General features: G+C 56.5%; 18 protein-coding genes and 1 tRNA gene. 12 read left to right on the forward strand and 7 right to left on the reverse strand.

Going from position 1 to position 19,163, the window contains the following annotated elements; translation table 11 throughout:
* Positions 1-23 precede the first annotated feature (23 nt).
* The gene (locus MWU60_RS02940; RefSeq protein WP_247225550.1) at positions 24-557 is read right to left on the reverse strand and encodes a hypothetical protein; all 534 of its coding nucleotides are present in this window, start codon (positions 555-557) and stop codon (positions 24-26) included.
* A gap of 116 nt (positions 558-673) precedes the next feature.
* On the opposite strand from MWU60_RS02940, the gene hemB reads away from it, so the two are divergent.
* The 3 genes from hemB to MWU60_RS02955 all read left to right on the forward strand — a co-directional run bounded on the left by hemB (position 674) and on the right by MWU60_RS02955 (position 2,933).
* Complete coding sequence (gene hemB, locus MWU60_RS02945; protein WP_247225551.1) at positions 674-1,672, forward strand: porphobilinogen synthase; 999 nt, start codon at positions 674-676, stop codon at positions 1,670-1,672.
* Between the two features lie 18 nt (positions 1,673-1,690).
* Positions 1,691-2,254, forward strand: a complete 564-nt coding sequence (locus MWU60_RS02950; RefSeq protein ID WP_247225552.1) for an isopropylmalate isomerase — start codon at positions 1,691-1,693, stop codon at positions 2,252-2,254.
* Positions 2,255-2,375: 121 nt separating this feature from the next.
* Entirely contained in the window at positions 2,376-2,933 is a 558-nt protein-coding gene (locus MWU60_RS02955; RefSeq protein WP_247225553.1) for a YSC84-related protein, read from the forward strand.
* On the opposite strand, the gene MWU60_RS02960 is transcribed toward MWU60_RS02955, so the two are convergent.
* Positions 2,930-5,341, reverse strand: a complete 2,412-nt coding sequence (locus tag MWU60_RS02960; protein WP_247225554.1) for an FAD-dependent oxidoreductase — start codon at positions 5,339-5,341, stop codon at positions 2,930-2,932. The two genes, MWU60_RS02955 and MWU60_RS02960, sit on opposite strands and share 4 nt — an antisense overlap.
* Before the next feature lie 149 nt (positions 5,342-5,490).
* Here MWU60_RS02960 and MWU60_RS02965 point away from each other — a divergent pair, with 149 nt between their 5' ends.
* Positions 5,491-7,899 (forward strand): FAD-dependent oxidoreductase, encoded by a 2,409-nt coding sequence (locus MWU60_RS02965; protein ID WP_247225555.1) that lies wholly within the window; start codon positions 5,491-5,493, stop codon positions 7,897-7,899.
* The gene (locus MWU60_RS02970) at positions 7,896-8,486 is read left to right on the forward strand and encodes a nucleotidyltransferase family protein (RefSeq protein ID WP_247225556.1); all 591 of its coding nucleotides are present in this window, start codon (positions 7,896-7,898) and stop codon (positions 8,484-8,486) included. The genes MWU60_RS02965 and MWU60_RS02970 overlap by 4 nt, the downstream gene beginning before the upstream one ends.
* Here the strand turns inward: MWU60_RS02970 and MWU60_RS02975 are convergent.
* The 3 genes from MWU60_RS02975 to MWU60_RS02985 form a co-directional block, all read right to left on the reverse strand.
* Complete coding sequence (locus MWU60_RS02975) at positions 8,476-9,186, reverse strand: Hint domain-containing protein (protein WP_247225557.1); 711 nt, start codon at positions 9,184-9,186, stop codon at positions 8,476-8,478. The genes MWU60_RS02970 and MWU60_RS02975 overlap by 11 nt on opposite strands.
* Positions 9,187-9,593: 407 nt before the next feature.
* Positions 9,594-9,679 (reverse strand) — tRNA-Leu (locus MWU60_RS02980).
* Between the two features lie 49 nt (positions 9,680-9,728).
* Positions 9,729-10,580 carry a neutral zinc metallopeptidase gene (locus MWU60_RS02985; RefSeq protein ID WP_247225558.1) on the reverse strand — a complete coding sequence of 284 codons (852 nt, stop codon included), beginning with the start codon at positions 10,578-10,580 and terminating at the stop codon, positions 9,729-9,731.
* Positions 10,581-10,690: 110 nt separating this feature from the next.
* Between MWU60_RS02985 and MWU60_RS02990 the strand changes: the two genes are divergently transcribed.
* The gene (locus MWU60_RS02990) at positions 10,691-11,269 is read left to right on the forward strand and encodes a YqaA family protein (protein WP_247225559.1); all 579 of its coding nucleotides are present in this window, start codon (positions 10,691-10,693) and stop codon (positions 11,267-11,269) included.
* Entirely contained in the window at positions 11,266-11,757 is a 492-nt protein-coding gene (locus MWU60_RS02995) for a disulfide bond formation protein B (protein WP_247225560.1), read from the forward strand. The genes MWU60_RS02990 and MWU60_RS02995 overlap by 4 nt, the downstream gene beginning before the upstream one ends.
* Here MWU60_RS02995 and MWU60_RS03000 read toward each other — a convergent pair.
* Positions 11,714-12,133 (reverse strand): Lrp/AsnC family transcriptional regulator, encoded by a 420-nt coding sequence (locus MWU60_RS03000; RefSeq protein ID WP_247225561.1) that lies wholly within the window; start codon positions 12,131-12,133, stop codon positions 11,714-11,716. The genes MWU60_RS02995 and MWU60_RS03000 overlap by 44 nt on opposite strands.
* 86 nt (positions 12,134-12,219) lie before the next feature.
* Here MWU60_RS03000 and rocF point away from each other — a divergent pair, with 86 nt between their 5' ends.
* Entirely contained in the window at positions 12,220-13,149 is a 930-nt protein-coding gene (gene rocF / locus MWU60_RS03005) for an arginase (RefSeq protein ID WP_247225562.1), read from the forward strand.
* Complete coding sequence (locus MWU60_RS03010) at positions 13,146-14,192, forward strand: ornithine cyclodeaminase (protein ID WP_247225563.1); 1,047 nt, start codon at positions 13,146-13,148, stop codon at positions 14,190-14,192. Before rocF ends, MWU60_RS03010 begins: the two co-directional genes overlap by 4 nt.
* A gap of 14 nt (positions 14,193-14,206) precedes the next feature.
* Here the strand turns inward: MWU60_RS03010 and MWU60_RS03015 are convergent, their stop codons facing one another.
* Positions 14,207-14,473: an usg protein gene (locus MWU60_RS03015; RefSeq protein ID WP_247225564.1), complete on the reverse strand. Its 267-nt coding sequence runs from the start codon at positions 14,471-14,473 to the stop codon at positions 14,207-14,209.
* Positions 14,474-14,668: 195 nt separating this feature from the next.
* On the opposite strand from MWU60_RS03015, the gene gyrA reads away from it, so the two are divergent.
* From gyrA to MWU60_RS03030, 3 genes are all read left to right on the forward strand, one after another.
* The gene (gyrA, locus tag MWU60_RS03020; protein WP_247225565.1) at positions 14,669-17,410 is read left to right on the forward strand and encodes a DNA gyrase subunit A; all 2,742 of its coding nucleotides are present in this window, start codon (positions 14,669-14,671) and stop codon (positions 17,408-17,410) included.
* Positions 17,411-17,491: 81 nt separating this feature from the next.
* Positions 17,492-18,214: a hypothetical protein gene (locus tag MWU60_RS03025; RefSeq protein ID WP_247225566.1), complete on the forward strand. Its 723-nt coding sequence runs from the start codon at positions 17,492-17,494 to the stop codon at positions 18,212-18,214.
* 162 nt (positions 18,215-18,376) lie between these two features.
* Complete coding sequence (locus MWU60_RS03030) at positions 18,377-19,162, forward strand: hypothetical protein (RefSeq protein ID WP_247225567.1); 786 nt, start codon at positions 18,377-18,379, stop codon at positions 19,160-19,162.
* Position 19,163 lies beyond the last annotated feature (1 nt).

Genomic DNA, 19,163 nt, shown 5'->3' on the forward strand with positions numbered 1-19,163 from the left:
CGCGCGCATGTGGTGTCAACCGGTTAGAAGAACACAGATGCGGAAATCGCCATATACATGCCATACATCGCGGTGAAGAACAGCGAAATCATTGCCACCACCTGTGTCCAGACGCGGACAACAAAGAGCCTGCGCACAAGGTCTGCCCCGTGCAAAGGCGCGTCGTGCAATTGATGCGCCAGTCGCATATTGATAATGACGACCAAAGTAAGCGGGGCGGCCAGTATAAAAATGCCCTGCGCCAGCTCCAGCCGATAGAAAAAACTGAGAACGCCAAGCACCGTCAGCGCAAACCCAATCAAACCGGTCAACGCCAGACCAAAGGTGGCGTTCGTCGCAACGATGCGCCGGACATTGATATCAACCAGCCCTTCTAGGTCTGCCAATGGCTGCGGCGCGCATTTGCGTGCCCGGAGAAGCACATCGAAGGGCACGCCAATCAACCAGTTGCTGGCCACGGCCCATGTGACGACGACTGCGAGCCAGTACCACACGCTGGTAAACGTATTCAGCGCGATAAGCCGCGTTATTGCATCGGTCCAGTCCAAGCTGCTCATTCCATTGGTGATTGTTTTCTTGTTCGGAACCTAGCGTGACGGATCGGGCTTGCCCAGCCTTGTGATGGCGCAAAATCCATGTCACCAAGAAATCTATCCTCAAAAGGCCTGTTATGATGAAACCGACCCTTGCCCCTTTCCCCGCCACGCGTCTGCGCCGGATGCGCCAAAGCCCCGCAATGCGTGCCTTAGCCCGACAAAACACACTGACCGTGGATGATCTGATCTGGCCGGTCTTTGTGATGGATGGCAAGGACGATGAGACCCCTGTCGCGTCAATGCCGGGTGTCGTGCGCCGCACTGTTGATCGTGTCGCAAAGGCTGCAAAGGAAGCGCAAGCCCTTGGCATTCCTGCAATCTGCATCTTTCCCTACACCGGGATGGAGGCGCGGACTGAGGATTGCGCAATGGCATGGGACCCAAACAACCTGACCAACCAAGCGATCCGCGCGATCAAGGATGCAGCCCCCGATATCGCGGTCATGACCGATATCGCGTTGGACCCCTACAACATCAACGGACACGACGGATTTGTCGAAAATGGCGAGATCGTGAATGACCGCACTGTTGCGGCACTCGTCAAGATGGCGCTGGCGCAGGCCGATGCGGGCGCTGATGTCCTTGGACCCTCTGACATGATGGACGGGCGCATTGGCGCGATCCGCACCGCACTTGAGGCCGAAGGGCATCAGAACGTCGCGATCCTGAGCTACACAGCGAAATATGCCTCCAGCTTTTACGGCCCGTTCCGCGATGCGGTCGGGGCCTCATCGGCGCTGACGGGCGACAAGAACACCTATCAAATGGACCCCGGCAATAGCGACGAGGCCTTGCGCCTGGTCGAACGCGACCTGCGTGAAGGGGCTGATATGATCATGGTCAAACCGGGCATGCCGTATCTGGATATATGCCGCCGCGTCAAAGACGCCTTTGGCGTGCCTACTTATGCCTATCAGGTCAGTGGTGAATACGCGATGTTGCAGGCGGCTGCCCAAAACGGCTGGCTGGACGGTGAAAAGGTGATGATGGAAAGCCTGCTGGCGTTTAAGCGTGCCGGCTGTGATGGCATCCTGACCTATTTTGCGCCAGCTGCGGCGCGAGTTTTGAATGGCTGATCGGCAAGGCGAGGTGTTATGAGCACACTTGCTGATTGTGTATCCGGCTCTTGGTCTCCGACGATCGGCGACCCGACGCTGGTTGGCTGGTTTACCGTTTTCTTCTATCTCTTTGCCGGGATTTTGTCGGCGGTCCTTTTTGCGCGCCAGTCCGGTCGGCAGCGCGCGTTCTGGCTGATCCTTGCGACCCTGCTTTTGCTTCTTGCAATCAACAAGCAACTTGATCTGCAATCGGCGTTGACCGCGACGGGGCGTTGCCTTTCGCAGGCGCAAGGCTGGTATGAGCAGCGGCGCACAATCCAGCTTGTTTTCATACTCGCAGTTGTGGGTATCAGCTTTGTTTTGGCGGTTGTCGTATCGTGGATGATGCGACGCGAACTTCGCTATATCTGGTTGGCCTTGACTGGGCTTGGCTTCTTGCTTGCATTTGTTGTGATCCGGGCTGCGGGCTTTCACCATTTCGACCGTTTGATAGGATCACAAATCGGGAGTGTTCGCGTGAACTGGTTTCTGGAGCTCGGTGGTATTGCGTTGATCATCGCCAACGCGGCTTATCTGCTTTTGCAAAAACGTCGCGACTAGCCTGGGTGCTTGAGTTGCCGGATTGTGAAGCCTTCCTACGTGACAGCGCGCATGCTCTGGCCTATAGTTGCACCATAAAAGGCGGCAAACGTCTTATCACAGGCAAATAGGCGGATATATCATGAAGAGTTTTTCAAGGCGCAGCTTTGCGTTGGGTGCTTTGGCAGCCACGTCACTGGCAGCATGCGGCAATGGGATCGGTGGTGGTGGCGCGGCCACGATTGATGCGCGTGTCGATAGCACGCTGAACGAAATGCACGCGCAGTTTCCCGGCACGCGTGACCTTGCCGCGCGGTCCGCAGGCGTGCTTGTCATGCCACTGATCACCGAAGTCGGTCTTGGGCTTGGCGGATCATATGGGCGTGGGGCGTTGCGCGTGGGTCCTTCGACGGTTGACTACTATGCAGCGGCATCAGGCAGTGCGGGCTTGCAGATCGGTGCGCAGCAATTCAGTCACGTGCTGTTCTTTATGACCCCCGAAGCATTGTTGGAATTCCGTCAATCTCCGGGCTGGGCTGCGGGTGCCGACATTGAATATGCGATCAGCGAACGTAGTGAAATGCTGCGGGCCGAGACGACGACCTCGCTCTCTCCGGTGATTGCTGTGGTCTTTGGCCAGACCGGCCTGCGCCTTGGCGCGACACTGGAAGGCACCAAGTACACGCGCATCATTCCTTAAGCGCGCAGCTTTGTTCCGGCGGGGTCAAACGGTGGCTCCGCCAGAACCACACCGCGATGTGGTTGGCCTAGGATCATGACATCGACGGCGGTTCCCGGGGCTATGCCTTTGAGGTAGCCAAGGGCAAGTGATTTTTCGACGCTATAGCCGTAGGTACCGGATGTAACCCGTCCGACGGGCGTGCCATCGGGTAGGAAAATGGGTTCGCCGCCGGTTGCGTCGGCTTGATCAATTTCCAGCACCTCAATCAACGACAAGACCTCCCTTGCAGGATTATCTTTGATCTTTAGGTAACCGTCTTTATTCAGGAAATCCTTCTCCAGCTTGATCAGGCGATCCAATCCAACCTCTTGCGGCCAGTATTCGGGCGAATACTCACGGCCCCAACTGCCGTACCCCTTTTCGATGCGCAGCGACATCAGCGCGCGCGACCCGACAGGGCCTGCATCGACCGCTTTGCCTGCCTCCAGCAAGGCTTCGTACAGCCGCAGCTGATCCGCTTCTTCGCAATGCAGTTCCCACCCCAGATCGCCTGTGAAGGAGACACGCAGGGCCACTACTTCCACACCAGCAACTGTGATGCGCTGTGAGCGCATGAAGGGGAACGCCTCGGTGCTCAGATCCGCATTTGTCAGCCGCGCCAGCAGCGCCCGCGATTGCGGCCCGGCCACGTTGAAGCCGCACATCGTATCGGTGCGGCTTTCGAATGTGGTGCCTTCGGGCAACGGCACTTCTTTCCAGAAACGCTGGTGATAACGTTCCGCCGCACCGCCCCCGATGATCATGAATTCATCCTCGGCCAGTCGGGTTACGGTAAAGTCGCCTGCAATGCCGCCATTCACGCCGATCAGCGGTGTCAGGCAAGACCGTCCAACCGCTTTTGGCATGTTGTTGGCGAAAACCGCGTTCAGCCAGTCGGCGGCACCGGGACCGTGCACGACGTATTTCGCAAAGTTGGAAATATCAATGATACCAGCGGTTTGGCGCAGCATCTTCGCCTCTTGCCCGACCGGTTCGAACCAGTTTTGGCGGGTGAAACCATTGGTGTCTTCGATGCCGGGGCGATCAGCAAACCAAAGCGGATGCTCCCATCCGTAGTTCATGCCAAAAACAGCGCCCATGCTTTTTTGCAGGTCATAGATTGGTCGTGTGCGCACCGGTCGCCCCGCAGCCCGCTCTTCATTGGGAAAGTGGATCGCGAAGCGTTTGGCATATTGGTCGCCCACGCGCGCCCTGGTAAATTTCGCATCCGCCCACGGGCCAAAGCGCGCCACGTCCCATGCGAACATATCGTAGTCGCTTTCGCCGTTGATGATCCATTGCGCGGCCATCAGGCCCATGCCGCCCGATTGGCTGAAGCCGGGAATGATTCCGTTGCAGCAGAAGTAGTTGCGCAAATCCGGGTGCGGGCCGTAGAGGACATTGCTGTCAGGTGACCAGATCATCGGACCGTTGATGACCCGCTTGATCCCCGCCTCGCCCACTGCGGGCACCCGGTCAATCGCGCGCATCATGTTGTCTTCGATCCGTTCCAGATCATCGGCGAACAGCTCGTGTCCAAAACCTTGTGGTGTGCCATCTTCGGCCCAGAAGCGGACGTCTTTTTCGTAGGCACCCACCAGCAGCCCCTGCCCCTCTTGGCGCAGGTAGTATTCGCCGTCGCGGTCTGCGATCGAAGGCAAGCGGCGGTCCATCGCTGCGATCTCTGCAATGGTTTCGGTGACGAAATACTGGTGTTCGGTCGGCAAAAGCGGCAATGCGATGCCCGCCAACTTTGCCACCTCGCGCCCCCAAAGCCCTGCGGCATTGATGACCCATTCGGTCTTGATGTTCCCCTTCGGCGTCTCAACGATCCAAGTGCCGTCAGGCTGCGGCACCGTCGCTGTGACCGGGGTAAAGCGGTAGATTTCAGCGCCACGCTGCCGTGCGCCAATCGCATAGGCGTTGGTCACGCCTGATGGGTCCACATTGCCGCCATCGGGTTCATACATAATGCAGCGAATGCCGTCATAATCGACCAAAGGATGCAGGCGTTCAGCCTCAGCCCGGTCTACCTCATAGAAGTTCATCCCGTAAAACTTGGCCTTTGCAGCCTGCAACCGTAGCTGATGCTCGCGCTCTTCGGTTTGCGCGAGATAAAGCGAACCGGGCTGAAACACCCCGCAGGATTGCCCCGTTTCCTCTTCCAGTGCGTTGTAAAGGTTCATCGTATAGTGCTGAATGCGGCTGATGTTCGTGCTGTCATGCAGCCCGTGGATATTGGCCGCCGCATGCCATGTGGACCCGGATGTCAGTTCGTCCCTTTCCAGCAGAACTACATCCGTCCACCCCAGTTTCGCCAGATGGTAGAGGATGGAACAGCCGATCACGCCGCCTCCAATCACGACGGCTTGGGCATGGGTGCGCATCTGGCAAAACCTTTCGTTTGATGACGCCTTCACCGTCTGCAATGGTGCAGCGATGTGATCGCCATTCACCGACATGTCATGTCGTATTCTGAACCGCTTGCCGGTTTTTCCGCGCCATAGTGACCGTAGGCCAAGACAGGAGAGCACCCATGAAAACCACCAGCCAAGTCGTAATTATCGGAGGCGGTGTCGTAGGCGCATCGGTGCTGTATCACCTGACCAAGCTGGGTTGGTCTGACGTGATGTTGGTGGAACGGTCAGAACTGACATCGGGGTCCACATGGCACGCGGCGGGCGGGTTTCATACGCTGAATGGCGATACGAATATGGCCGCTTTGCAGGGCTATACCATCAAGCTGTACCGCGAGCTGGAAGAGATCACCGGCATGTCTTGTGGGCTACACCACGTGGGCGGCGTGACCTTGGCGGACAATCAGGACCGGTTCGATATGCTGGTCGCCGAACGGGCCAAGCACCGTTATATGGGACTTGAGACCGAGATCGTTGGCCCCGAAGAGATTGCAAAGATCGCGCCGATTACGAACCTCGATGGGATTGTCGGCGGACTTTATGACCCGCTGGACGGGCATCTGGACCCGTCCGGCACGACGCACGCTTATGCCAAGGCCGCGCGCATGGGCGGTGCCACCATTGAACTGCACACGAAGGTGATCGAGACGAACCAGCGCGCCGATGGGACGTGGGATGTGGTGACTGATAAGGGCACGATCCACGCTGAACACGTCGTGAATGCGGCTGGCCTTTGGGCGCGCGAAGTGGCGGCGATGGCGGGCTCTTACGTCCCGCTGCATCCGATGGAGCACCAGTATATCGTCACCGATGACCTGCCCGAGATTTACGAGCGTGACGCCGAGCATCCGCATGTCATGGACCCCGCTGGCGAAAGCTATCTGCGCCAAGAAGGGCGCGGGTTGTGCATCGGATTTTACGAACAGCCATGCAAGCCTTGGGCGGTGGACGGCACACCGTGGGATTTCGGGCATGAGCTGCTGCCTGACAATCTGGATAAGATCACCGATTCCATTGAATTTGCCTATAAACGCTTTCCTGTTTTGGAACGTGCGGGTGTCAAATCCGTGATCCATGGCCCCTTCACGTTTGCGCCCGATGGCAACCCTCTGGTCGGTCCGGTTCCGGGCTTACGCAACTATTGGTCCGCCTGTGGTGTCATGGCGGGCTTCAGCCAAGGGGGCGGCGTTGGCCTGATGCTGGCGCAATGGATGACGACGGGCGAATGCGAGCGTGATGTGACCGCGATGGATGTGGGCCGCTATGGCAAGTGGATTACGCCCGGCTACACCCGGCCCAAGGTGATAGAGAATTACCAGAACCGCTTTTCCGTCAGCTACCCGAATGAGGAACTGCCTGCCGCCCGCCCCCATCGCACCACCCCGATGTATGATATCTTTAGCGATCTGGGGGCTGTTTGGGGGCATCAATTTGGGCTGGAAGTCGCTAATTACTTCACCCAAGGCGATGAGCCGGGTTATGAAACACCCACCTTCCGCCGTTCTGATGCATTCGCTGCCACCGCGCGCGAGGTGAAGGCCGTGCGCAATGGCGTGGGCATTAATGAGGTGCAAAACTTTGGCAAATTCAGCGTCACCGGCACGGGTGCGCGCGCATGGCTTGACCGCATTATGGCAGGGCGCATTCCGCAGCCGGGGCGCATGTCACTGACGCCGATGTTGTCGCCCAAGGGGCGGCTTTGGGGGGATTTCACTGTGTCCTGCCTGTCTGAAACGGACTTCCAGATCACGGCAAGTTATGGTGCGCAGGACATCCATCATCGCTGGTTCATCCAAAACGCGAGCGCTGATGCACATGTCGAAAACATCTCGGACCGGCGGACCGGGTTTCAGATTGCGGGACCGAAGGCGCGCGATTTGCTGGCTGCTTGCACGCGTGATGATGTTGTGGGCATCAGGTTCATGGACGTGCGCCGCATGACCATCGGTCAGGTTGCCTGCATCGTGCAGCGCGTCAGCTACACCGGCGATCTAGGCTATGAGATTTACTGCGACCCGATGGACCAGCGGCAATTGTGGTGGACGTTGTGGCAAGCGGGGCAGCCGAGTGGGATTACACCCTTTGGGATGCGGGCGATGATGTCACTGCGGCTGGATCGGTTTTTCGGGTCGTGGCTATCAGAGTTTTCGCCTGATTACACGGCCGCCGAAACCGGTATGGACCGCTTTATCAGCTTCAAGAAAAACACCGATTTCATCGGCCGTGCCATGGCTGAGGCGGAGCGAACCAATCCCCCTGCCCGCACGTCCGTGGTGTTCGAGGTGGATGCGGATGACGCCGATGTGGTCGCTTATGAGCCCGTTTTCATCGACGGCACCGTGCAGGGGTTTTGCACGTCCGGTGGATATTCGCACCACGCGGGCAAATCCATTGCACTGGCGCTGGTGCCGCGGGCTTTGGCCACTGATGATCTGGAAGCCGAGATTGAGATCATGGGGCAACTGCGCAAAGCCAAACGCATCACAACGCCACTGATTGATCCAGATGGCACTGCGATGCGCGGATGATCCCCATCCTGATCCTTGCCGCAGGTCAATCATCGCGCATGGGTGGGCGGGATAAGCTGCTTGAGGTTATCGGAGGTGAGCCTTTGCTGCATCGCCAAACCCGTCTGGCCGCCGCTACCGGCCATCCGGTCTATGTCGCCTTGCCCGATGCAAGACATCCGCGCGCCCGCGTGATTGCAGACCTGCCTGCGACGCTTCTGTCCGTTCCCGAGGCGGCTGAGGGTATGTCCGGCACGATGCGCGGCGCGGTCGCACAACTGCCGCAGGCACCGGCGTTCATGGTGGTTCTGGCTGATCTTGTTACCTTGGAACCGGCCGACATGATTGCCATTTTCAACGCACGTGACGCGCATCCTGATCACGTCATTTGGCGGGGTGCCACGGCAGAGGGTAAACCGGGTCATCCGATTATTTTCGATGCCAGCCTCAGGGCCGCTTTTGCTGAACTACAAGGTGATGGCGGCGGCGAAGACCTTGTCAAACCGTTACACCACAGGACCTATCTGCATAAACTGCCGGGTCAACGCGCACGATTTGACCTTGATACACCAGAAGACTGGGCGGCCTGGCGCAAGTCTAACCCGTGAAAAGAAGCTTTGCTTCACGCTTGTTCAGGGTTTGCCGCGCGGCACCATAAGCGGCTACACCCTCGGGCGTTTCAAGGTCCGGGAACAGTTGAAACAACTCTTCGCGCTGATCGGCATCAAATCCCTTGAGGTTGAAGTCCGCAGGTTGAAAGCTTTCACTCCAGGCGCCATCGGCCAGAACAATTTCGTGATTGGCGCACATGAAATGGATGTAGGTGATGTAGGGTTGATTGGATAACTCAACCCCGTCCATCGCCAGCATATGCTTGGCGCTGATCAGCACCTCGGATTGCCCAAAGTACAGTTCTGCGTAGTTTGAAACGATCAGCATCCGGTGGCTGGGCGAGACAAGCATATCGCGCTCTGGCAGCCCGTCACCGATGGCGCGTGCCTTAATCAGGATCGGCCGCAGTTGTGGCACGGCTTTCAATTGGGTGTGGTCCAGACGCTTTTGCGCGATCCATGAGATTGGTTGAATACCATTATCGCGGGTCAGAACACGGTCCCCGACCTTCAGCTTTTCAACGGCAACTTCGCCGTTTGGGGTCGCAATCCGGGTGCCGGGCGTAAAGCACGGGACAACGCTGTCAATGTCGGACAACGCCAGTTTGTCGCCATTTGCAAAACTGACGTGCCCTGCATCCGGGTCATCACCGTCGATGGTGATGAAATCAACATCCGCCCCAATCAGGCTAAGCACTGCCGCGCGCTTATGGTCAGCCTTTTGGGGCTGATTTTCGTTTTGCGCATTTGTTAGCTGTCTCTTTGGCAACGCTTCTTTCCAACTCTCACCGCGGTCTTGCACCCGGTAGCACTATTTACCCAAACGACTGCCCATAGCCTTATCATATATCCGCGTTAAACTTGCGATGATTTGCCCATACAGGCCGCATATCGAACGGAAAAACGGATTTCACTCCACAGTAGCGCGTGTTTTTCAAGCAGTGCATTATTTTGCAAGCGGAAAGCTGCTTTATATACACCTTTTGCTTTGCTTTCATTGTGATCGCACCGCAATGAGGCCAAATGCCGCCCATTTGGTGACTGGACGGGACATATATCGCGGTTTTTCTGAGGACTGTGCGAAAGGTTTGAAGCGCAAACCTTTGGTGCCGATGGAGAGACTCGAACTCTCACGATATTGCTATCGGGGGATTTTGAATCCCCTGCGTCTACCATTCCGCCACATCGGCAACAGCGCATCTGTTACTGTGCAACCCCGGGCGCGTCAATCGCGATTTACTACAAACGGTTCGTTGAAAACGTATCGCAATCAGCAAGGTTGCCGCTTTCCAATCCGCGGCGGAACCAACGCTGTCGTTGCTCGCTTGTGCCATGGGTGAATGTATGTGGTTGCACGCGCTGACCGGCGTTGCGTTGTAGGGTGTCGTCGCCGATCTGTGCTGCAGCGTTCATCGCCTCTGCGACATCACCTTGTTCAAGGCTGCCAAACTTTTGCTGCGCCCCACGGGCCCAAATGCCCGCAAAGCAATCGGCCTGTAGTTCAACCCGTACCGACATTGCATTGCTATCTGCTTCGCTCATTTGCGCGCGAAGCTGATTGACCTGACCCAGAATACCCAATTCGTTTTGAACATGGTGCGCCACTTCATGCGCGACCACATAGGCGGCAGCAAAATCTCCACGAGCGCCAAGCCTGTTTTCGAGCGTGGTGAAGAATTCAGTATCAAGGAACGCCTTACGCTCTGGCGGACAATAAAACGGCCCCGTCGCAGCAGAGGCACCTCCACAGGCCGAACGCGTTTGCCCTTTGAACAAGACCAGCGTTGGTGCCTGATAAGGCTCGCCCACCTGACGGGCGAAAACATCGGCCCAGACTTCTTCTGTATCGGCCAGCGTGACGGATACAAACTGGGCCGCGCGTTCGTCCGCGGGGGTCACTTCGGTTGATTGGCTGCTTTGGACGTCGCTGCTGCCCAGATCGACGAATTGGCTGGTATCGACACCAAAATATAGTCCCGCCAGCAGGATCAGCACACCGGCGATGCCGCCGATACCCCCTACTTTGCGCGTCCCGCCACGCCGCCGCCGGTCTTCGATATTGCTGCTGCCGCGTCTGCCCTGCCACTTCATGTCTCGCCCTCACCAAAATATTGCCTCAGTTTAAGCGCAACAGGCCGCAACACAAGCTTGACCATGGGCGCATCACATGGCCTAAGCAGCCCCAACAAAGAAGGCAGAGCATGTTACGCAGGCTGTACGACTGGACCATTTCGCTGGCGCAATCGCCGCACGCCTTGTGGGCGCTGGCGATCGTGTCATTTGTCGAATCGTCGTTCTTTCCGATCCCACCAGATGTTTTGATGATCCCGATGATTATCGCACGGCCCACACGGGCATTCCTGATTGCAGGCGTTGCAACGGTGGCCTCGGTCGCGGGCGCACTCTTGGGTTATTATATCGGGGCTTCACTGATGGAGACAGTCGGCCAGCCGATCCTTGAGGTCTATGGCAAGGCGGACAGTTTCGAAGAGATGTCAGCTGTGTTCAACGAATACGGCGCATGGGCCGTGGTGGTGGCCGGCGTGACCTTCCTACCGTTCAAGGTGATTACGATAGCCTCGGGCGTAACCGGCCTGCCGTTATCGGTGTTTATCATCTCGTCCATTTTTGCGCGGGCGCTGCGGTTTTTCCTTGTCGCGGCGTTGCTGTGGAAATTCGGCGCACCAATACGCGATTTCATTGAAAAGCGGCTTGGCTTGATGTTCATAATGTTTTGCGTGCTGCTTATCGGCGGATTTGCTATGATCGGATTGTTATGACCCGGAATTTGATGATCACACTGTCTGCGGGTGGGTCTGCCGCACTTTTGGCCGGGGCCTATCTGTTTCAGGCCTTGGGCTATCCCCCATGTGCGATGTGTCTTTGGCAGCGGTGGCCGCATGTTGCTGCGATTTTGATTGGCCTTTTGGCCCTGCGGATCAAAGGGCCGCTATTGCCCGTCTTTGGCGCGATCGCGGCGGCTACCACCGCTGGCATTGGCGTGTTTCACACGGGCGTTGAGCGTGGTTGGTGGGAAGGTCCAAGCAGTTGCACAGGTGGCAGCAGCCTTGAAGGTCTTAGCGGCGCTGATCTGCTGACGATCACAGGTCCGCGTGTAGTGATGTGCGATCAGGTGAGTTGGGAGCTGTTTTCGCTCTCAATGGCCAGCTGGAACGCGATAGCGTCCTTTGGTGTGATGATCGGGTGGATCATCGCCGTACGTCTTAGCGCCGGGTCGACAACAGCAAGTTCGTCTCGGACCGTGTGACGCCGTCCAACCGACGGATCGCAAACAACACCTGGTCAAACTGTTCCAGCGTTTTGGTTCCGATCTCTGCTATCAAATCCCACGTGCCGTTGGTCGAATGAACCGCTTGAACTTCGGGCATGCGTTGCAGTTGCTTCATCGTCTTTTCAGCACCGCGCCCCGCAATCTCTAGCATCATCAGCCCGCGCACCGCATCTGGCCGCACGTCTGACCGCGTAAGCACAGTGAAACCTGCAATCTCGCCGCCTTGCACCAGTTTATCAAGGCGTACGCGCACGGTACTTCGGGTTACGCCCAATTGCGCGGCAAGTTCTGACAATGACGCGCGCCCATTGCGTTTGAGCGCCGCGATCAAGTGACCGTCCAATTCGTCCATCAATATCATCCGTTTCGGGCAATCCATGATCATTTTGCACAATTTGACGGCTTAACCCACCCCCTGTTTTGCACAAGACTGCGCCCATGACACAAAAACACTGCATACTCGTGGGCGCACCTGTCGATTGTGGCAAACGCCGCCAAGGCTGCCTGATGGGCCCCGACGCTTACCGCACCGCCGGGATCGCCGAGGCGATTACCAAACTGGGACATACGGTTGAGGATTTGGGCAACCTTGCGCCCAAGGATGTCACCGTCGCTGAGCCCGCAAACCCGCTCGTGCACAAGCTGGCTGAGAACGTTGGGTGGGCACATACACTGATGGCCGCTGCACAAGACACCGCAAAACGCGGTATGCCGATCTTTCTGGGCGGCGATCATGCGCTGGCTGCGGGCACCGTTGCTGGAATGGCGGCTCACGCGCAAAAGGAAGGGCGTCCTTTCTTTGCCCTCTGGCTGGATGCGCATAGTGATATCCACACACCTGACACCACCGACAGCGGAAATTTGCACGGCACGCCGGTGGGTTATGTCACCGGACGCGATGGGTTTGAAGCCTTCCCACCCCTGCCCGCCAAGGTTGCCACACAGAATATCTGCATGATTGGCCTGCGTTCCGTGGATGCCGCAGAGCATGCGATCTTGTCGGATGCCGACGTCATGCTGGTTGATATGCGCCGGATTGACGAAGAAGGCATCAGCGCCCCGTTGAAAGCTTTCCTTGACCGTGTTGAGGCTGAAGACGGTATGCTCCACGTCTCGCTCGACGTCGATTTCCTTGACCCGTCCATCGCCCCTGCCGTTGGCACAACTGTTCCTGGCGGTGCGACTGTGCGCGAAGGGCATCTGGTGATGGAGATCCTGTCGGATAGTGATCTGGTCACCTCTCTCGACCTCGTTGAACTCAACCCCTTCCTCGATGATCGCGGCAAGACCGCGAACCTCATGGTCGACCTGACCGCCTCACTCCTCGGTCGCCGCGTGTTTGACCGCCCAACAAGGGACAAGCAATGAGCCTGAAAGCATCCAAACTGGCCATGGTGCCGTTCGTCAGCGTCGATAACATGATGCGGCTGGTACACCATATCGGGATTGAGTCGTTTCTGGCTGATTTGGCCCGCGAGATCGAAGCGGACTTTACGCGGTGGGAATTGTTCGACAAAACCCCCCGCGTTGGCAGTCATTCGGATGTGGGTGTGATTGAGTTGATGCCAACCTCAGACGGCGAACTCTACGGGTTCAAATACGTCAACGGCCACCCCAAGAACATGAAAGAGGGCCTGCAAACGGTCACGGCTTTTGGTGTGCTGTCTGACGTGGACAGCGGTTATCCGATCCTGTTCTCCGAAATGACTATCCTGACCGCTCTGCGCACAGGCGCGATGTCAGCCGTGGCAACCAAGCATCTCGCCGCGCCTGACGCCAAAACGATGGCAATGATTGGCAATGGCGCACAGTCGGAATTCCAGTGTCTGGCGATCAAAGCCGTCTGCGGAATTGAAAACATCCGCCTTTATGACATCGACAGTGCCGCGACCGAAAAATGCATGAAGAACCTTGCAGGATTGGGCTTTCAGATCACCCCATGCAGCACGCCGGAAGAGGCGATTGAGGGTGCAGATGTGATCACCGTCGCCACTGCTGACAAAGACATGCAAACGATCCTAACCGACAACATGGTCGGTGCTGGCGTCCACATCAACGCGATTGGCGGCGACTGTCCGGGCAAGACCGAGTTGCACCGCGATATCGTCGCACGTTCATCGGTTTTCGTCGAATACCCGCCGCAAACCCGGATCGAAGGGGAAATTCAGCAGATGCCAGAGGATCACCCGGTGACAGAGCTGTGGCAGGTCATCACAGGCGCGCAGACCGGGCGTCAGTCAGCCAGTGAAGTCACCCTGTTTGATGGTGTCGGCTTTGCGATCGAGGATTTCAGCGCGCTGCGCTATGTGCACCAAAAGATCAAAGAGACACCGTTTTACATCGACCTCGACCTGATCGCGGACCCTGATGATCCGCGTGATCTGTTTGGTATGATCAAGCGCGCACGGTAAGCGGAAGTCGGTGCCTAATTGTAGTTAAATTCGCCTGTCACATTGCGCCATTCGCCGGGGCTGATCATCTTGCGGTGCACAAAGCGCACCGAATGCAGCGGACCGTCTAACTCTTCGCGCCAAAAGCTTATAAAATTCAAAAGCTTATCGTGATCAGGCGCAAGGTCGTAATCTTGCCAGACAAAGGTATTCAGCACATGTGGATAATCTGGCATGTGGTAAAACATTTCCGCGGTGGTCAACCCATAGCCTTTCAGCATCAATTCGGTTTCTGATTGCATCGTTTCTCTTTCACTGCTGCGATACTGTCACCCATGATTACATTGTCTTATTTTATGTCAACAAAAACAGTATATTAGCAATGTATATCATTGGCTGCTAACGTGGCTCTGCATCCATCGTTGCACCCTACATCAAGTGTCTGATAGAGTGTTTACAACCAAATATAGCAGTCAAGAATTCAACAGGCGGATCACGTGAGCGACACCCCAGAAACACCTGAAAACGATGAAGAAATGCCGCCAATGCGCCCTGCGTATGACGGCCCTTCCGTTACAATCGAACACGAGCTGAAAACCAGCTACCTTGATTACGCAATGAGCGTCATCGTGTCGCGCGCCATTCCCGACCTGCGTGATGGGCTGAAACCGGTGCACCGCCGCATTCTCTATGCGATGCATGGCACGAACAACACACCGGACAAACCTTACCGCAAATCCTCGCGCCCTGTGGCCGAAACGATGGGTAAGTATCACCCTCATGGCGATAGCGCGATTTATGACGCTTTGGTGCGCATGGCGCAGGATTTTTCCATGTCGCTGGTGCTGCTGGATGGTCAGGGCAACTTTGGGTCCATGGACGGCGACCGTGCTGCGGCCTACCGTTACACCGAGGTTCGCATGGACCAGCCTGCGGTTTATCTGCTGGCCGACATCGACAAAGACACCGTTGATTTTCAGGATAACTACGACGGCAAGGACCGCGAACCCACGGTTCTGCCTGCCCGCTATCCCAATATGCTGGTTAATGGCGCTGGCGGTATTGCGGTGGGTATGGCCACCAACATTCCACCGCATAATCTGGGCGAAGTTGTGGATGCCACGCTGGCCCTGATCGACAGCCCCGATATGTCGATTGAAGAGCTGATCGAATACATCCCTGCCCCCGATTTCCCCACTGGCGGGATCATTCTGGGCCGCTCTGGTGCGCGCAAGGCTTATCTTGAAGGACGCGGTTCCGTCATCGTCCGTGCGAAAACGGCCGTCGAGGAAATCCGCAAGGATCGCTATGCGATTGTAATCAATGAGATTCCCTATCAGGTGAATAAGGCCGCGATGATCGACAAGATCGCTGAGGCCGCGCGCGATAAGAAGATCGATGGCATCGCCCATGTGCAGGACGAATCCGACCGCAATGGTGTGCGTGTCGTCGTTGAACTCAAGCGTGATGCGACGGCTGAGGTGGTTCTGAACCAACTTTTCCGCTTTACCCCGATGCAAACCTATTTTGGCTGTAACATGCTGGCGCTGAACGGCGGCAAGCCCGAACAGCTGACATTGCGCGCTTTCCTGACCGCATTTGTAGACTTCCGCGAAGAGGTTGTCGCCCGCCGCACCGCGTTTGAACTGCGCAAAGCGCGCGAGCGGTCGCATCTTTTGTGTGGTCTGGCTGTCGCCGTCACGAATATCGACGAAGTGGTCGCCACGATCCGGTCGTCCGCCGATGCAGCAACCGCGCGCGAAAAGCTGATGACGCGCCGCTGGCCAGCCGAGGCGATCCTGGAATATATCAAGCTGATTGACGATCCGACCCATCCGGCCAATGAAGATGGCACATATAACCTGTCCGAAGCCCAAGCGCGCGCGATCCTTGAGTTGCGCTTGCAGCGTCTGACGCAGATTGGTGTGAAAGAGGTCACAGACGAACTGCAGGAATTGGCCGGCAAGATACGGGAATATCTTGATATTCTGTCTTCTCGCGAACGCATCATGCAGATCATCCGCGATGAATTGACAGAAGTTCGTGACCTTTTCGCCGTCCCCCGCCGCACCGAGATTGTCGACTGGTCCGGCGACATGGAAGACGAAGACCTGATCGAAAAAGAGGACATGGTCGTAACCGTGACCTCTGGCGGCTACATAAAACGCACCGCACTTGCCGATTTCCGCGCGCAGCGGCGTGGTGGTAAGGGGCTGTCATCGATGGCGACCAAAGAAGAGGACGTGGTCACCACCCTCTTTGTGGCCAATACACATACGCCGCTTTTGTTCTTCACGACTGACGGAATGGTCTATAAGCTGAAAACATGGCGCCTGCCGCTGGGCAGCCGCACGGCAAAAGGCAAGGCGATCGTGAATATCCTGCCCATTCCGCAGGGTGTTTCCATTGCCGCCATCATGCCGGTCGACCGCCCCGAGGAAGAGTGGGATGACCTGCAAGTGGTCTTCGCGACCTCTGCCGGCACGGTGCGCCGCAACAAACTGTCAGATTTTGCCAACGTTATGCGAAATGGCAAGATTGCGATGAAGTTTGAAGATGAACACGCCGACACAACGCTGATCAATGCGCGGATCGCATCCAATGATGACGATGTGATGTTGGTCACGGACTCAGGCCGCGCAATCCGCTTCCCTGCGACCGACGTGCGCGTGTTCAATTCGCGCAGTTCGGTTGGTGTGCGCGGGATCAGACTGCAAGGTAACGATAAAGTTGTCTCCATGTCGATCATTCGCCACTTCAAGGCTGATGCCGAAGAACGGGCCGCCTATCTGAAAATGCGCCGCGCGATGGCCGGTCTCGCAGATGAAGCCGAGAATGAAGACGATGAAGACGTTACCGCCGGGGCGATCAGCCAAGAACGCTATGCGGAAATGTCGGCGGCAGAAAACCTGATCCTGACGATTTCGGCCAAAGGCTCTGGTAAGCTGTCGTCCAGCCATGACTATCCCGTGCGGGGACGTGGCGGCATGGGTGTCGCTGCCATGGATAAGGCGATGCGCGGCGGACCACTGGTGACGTCCTTCCCGGTCGAATTGTCAGATCAAATCATGCTGGTGACATCCACCGGCCAGTCTATCCGCGTCCCGATCGAAGGAATTTCCTTCCGCTCACGCGGGGCCGGTGGCGTAAAGGTCTTTGATACAGGCAAAGGCGAAACAGTTGTCAGCGTTGCGTGGATTGCTGACCAAGGAGACGAAGAAGACACTGTGGAAGAGTAACAGGCCTTCCACACAAAAAGGGTCAAAAAGGCCTAAAATAAGGGTGCCCAGCACTCCAACATAAACAAATGAGGTATCGAGATGTTAAAGAAATTGCTTCTATCGACGGCATTGGTCGCGGGCTTTGGCACGACCGGGTTTGCCCAAGGGTTCAGCGGTGCGGAACTCGGGATTGAATATCGTGACGTGACGGATGTTGATGGTTTTGGCAGCACGACGTATTTTGGCTCTGCCGAATTTGACGCATTTTATGGCGTTTCAGTTGCGGTCGATGCCACAACATATGACTTTGAGCTGGGCCCATCGGGTGTCGCCAATCTGACCACTCACGTCTTTTACCAAGTGAACCCATCAACCGCCGTTGGCTTCTTTGCCGGCGCTGACTTTGCTGATGGGGACAGCAGCAGCATGATTGGTGCCGAGTTCAAATATGATTTCGGCTTTGGTGATGCTGAAGGCTACTTTGGCAGTGCCGGAGACGGCATTGGCCGGGATCTGACGATTTATGGTCTGGGCGGAACATATGGCATCGCGGACGGCTTTGATTTTGCCGTGAACCTTGATGCCTACACTGGCGACGGCTTTTCAGCCGCGGCGCTTGAAATCGGCGGTTTTTACACATTGCCACAAGGACCGAAGTTCGGCGCAACGATTGGTTTGCTTGATATCGAAGAGCCGACTGGCGATTCAGAAGAAACCACTTTTGGCATTCAAGCCAGCATCGCGCTTGGACCAAATGGCGGTACGACCTTTGGCAGGCGCAGCGCGAACGAAGCAGTCAAGGCCAGCCCGCCCTCGCCATAAATATCAACAAAACATCCCGCTGTAACAGCGGGGTGTTCTGTAAAAATATGGTAAGTTGTGACGCCAAAAGTACAGTTTGGATATTTTGGATTTTGGTCATTTGCGTTTTGCGCAACCTCAGGGTTAATGGCGGTGGGTGGTTTTTTTGAGATGGGTAATAGGATGATATATAAGAGCATTTTGACCGCGTTCATCGTGGCAACGACGGCAACACCTCTGATGGCGCAAGGCATCTCTGGCATTTCCGTCGAATGGGGTTCGACCGTCTTGACGGAAGATGATCGCGACTTTGGTATGGGTGACCTGAAAGGGACCGCTGAAGTCAGCCTAGGCACGCAATTTGCCCTTGGCGCGAGCCTTGGGATCTATGCTTTCACTGGCGATGATATCCCGTTTGATGACGGCGAGTTGGATACAACCAGCTTTACACTTCACGGCCTGTATCTGCCCTCTCCTGACACTGCGTTCGGGCTTTTTGTGACATCGGAATCAGCTGATTATCTGGATGATCCGGTCAACGCCATCGGGGTGGAGTTTGGCGCGCTGACACAAACATCCAAGTTTGATGTCTACTACGGCATCACTGATTTGGAATTTGGCGATGACGAATATACATTCGGCGGCTTTAGTGCCGAGTTTGGAAGCGGCCAGGGATGGAATGGCGGCTTTACATATGACGCATTTTCACCGGTTCTGATTAGCGTCATCGAAACTGGTTCAATCATCGAAGGCCGCCGCACCAACTATGCATTCCATGCCGGTTATGACTTCAGCAACGGGGTCGGTATCACTGCATCCATTGGACGCATCGGACTTTCCGGCGAAGAGGACGACGTTGAAATCGTTGCCCAAGATCCGCAATCGTACTTCGGACTGCGCGTTGACTATAACTTCGGCCCCAAAGGCGGAACATTTACGGATAACCGGACATTTCTTGGTATCTTCTAAG

This window comes from Yoonia sp. F2084L (assembly GCF_023015625.1).
In the GTDB taxonomy this organism is placed as follows: domain Bacteria; phylum Pseudomonadota; class Alphaproteobacteria; order Rhodobacterales; family Rhodobacteraceae; genus Yoonia.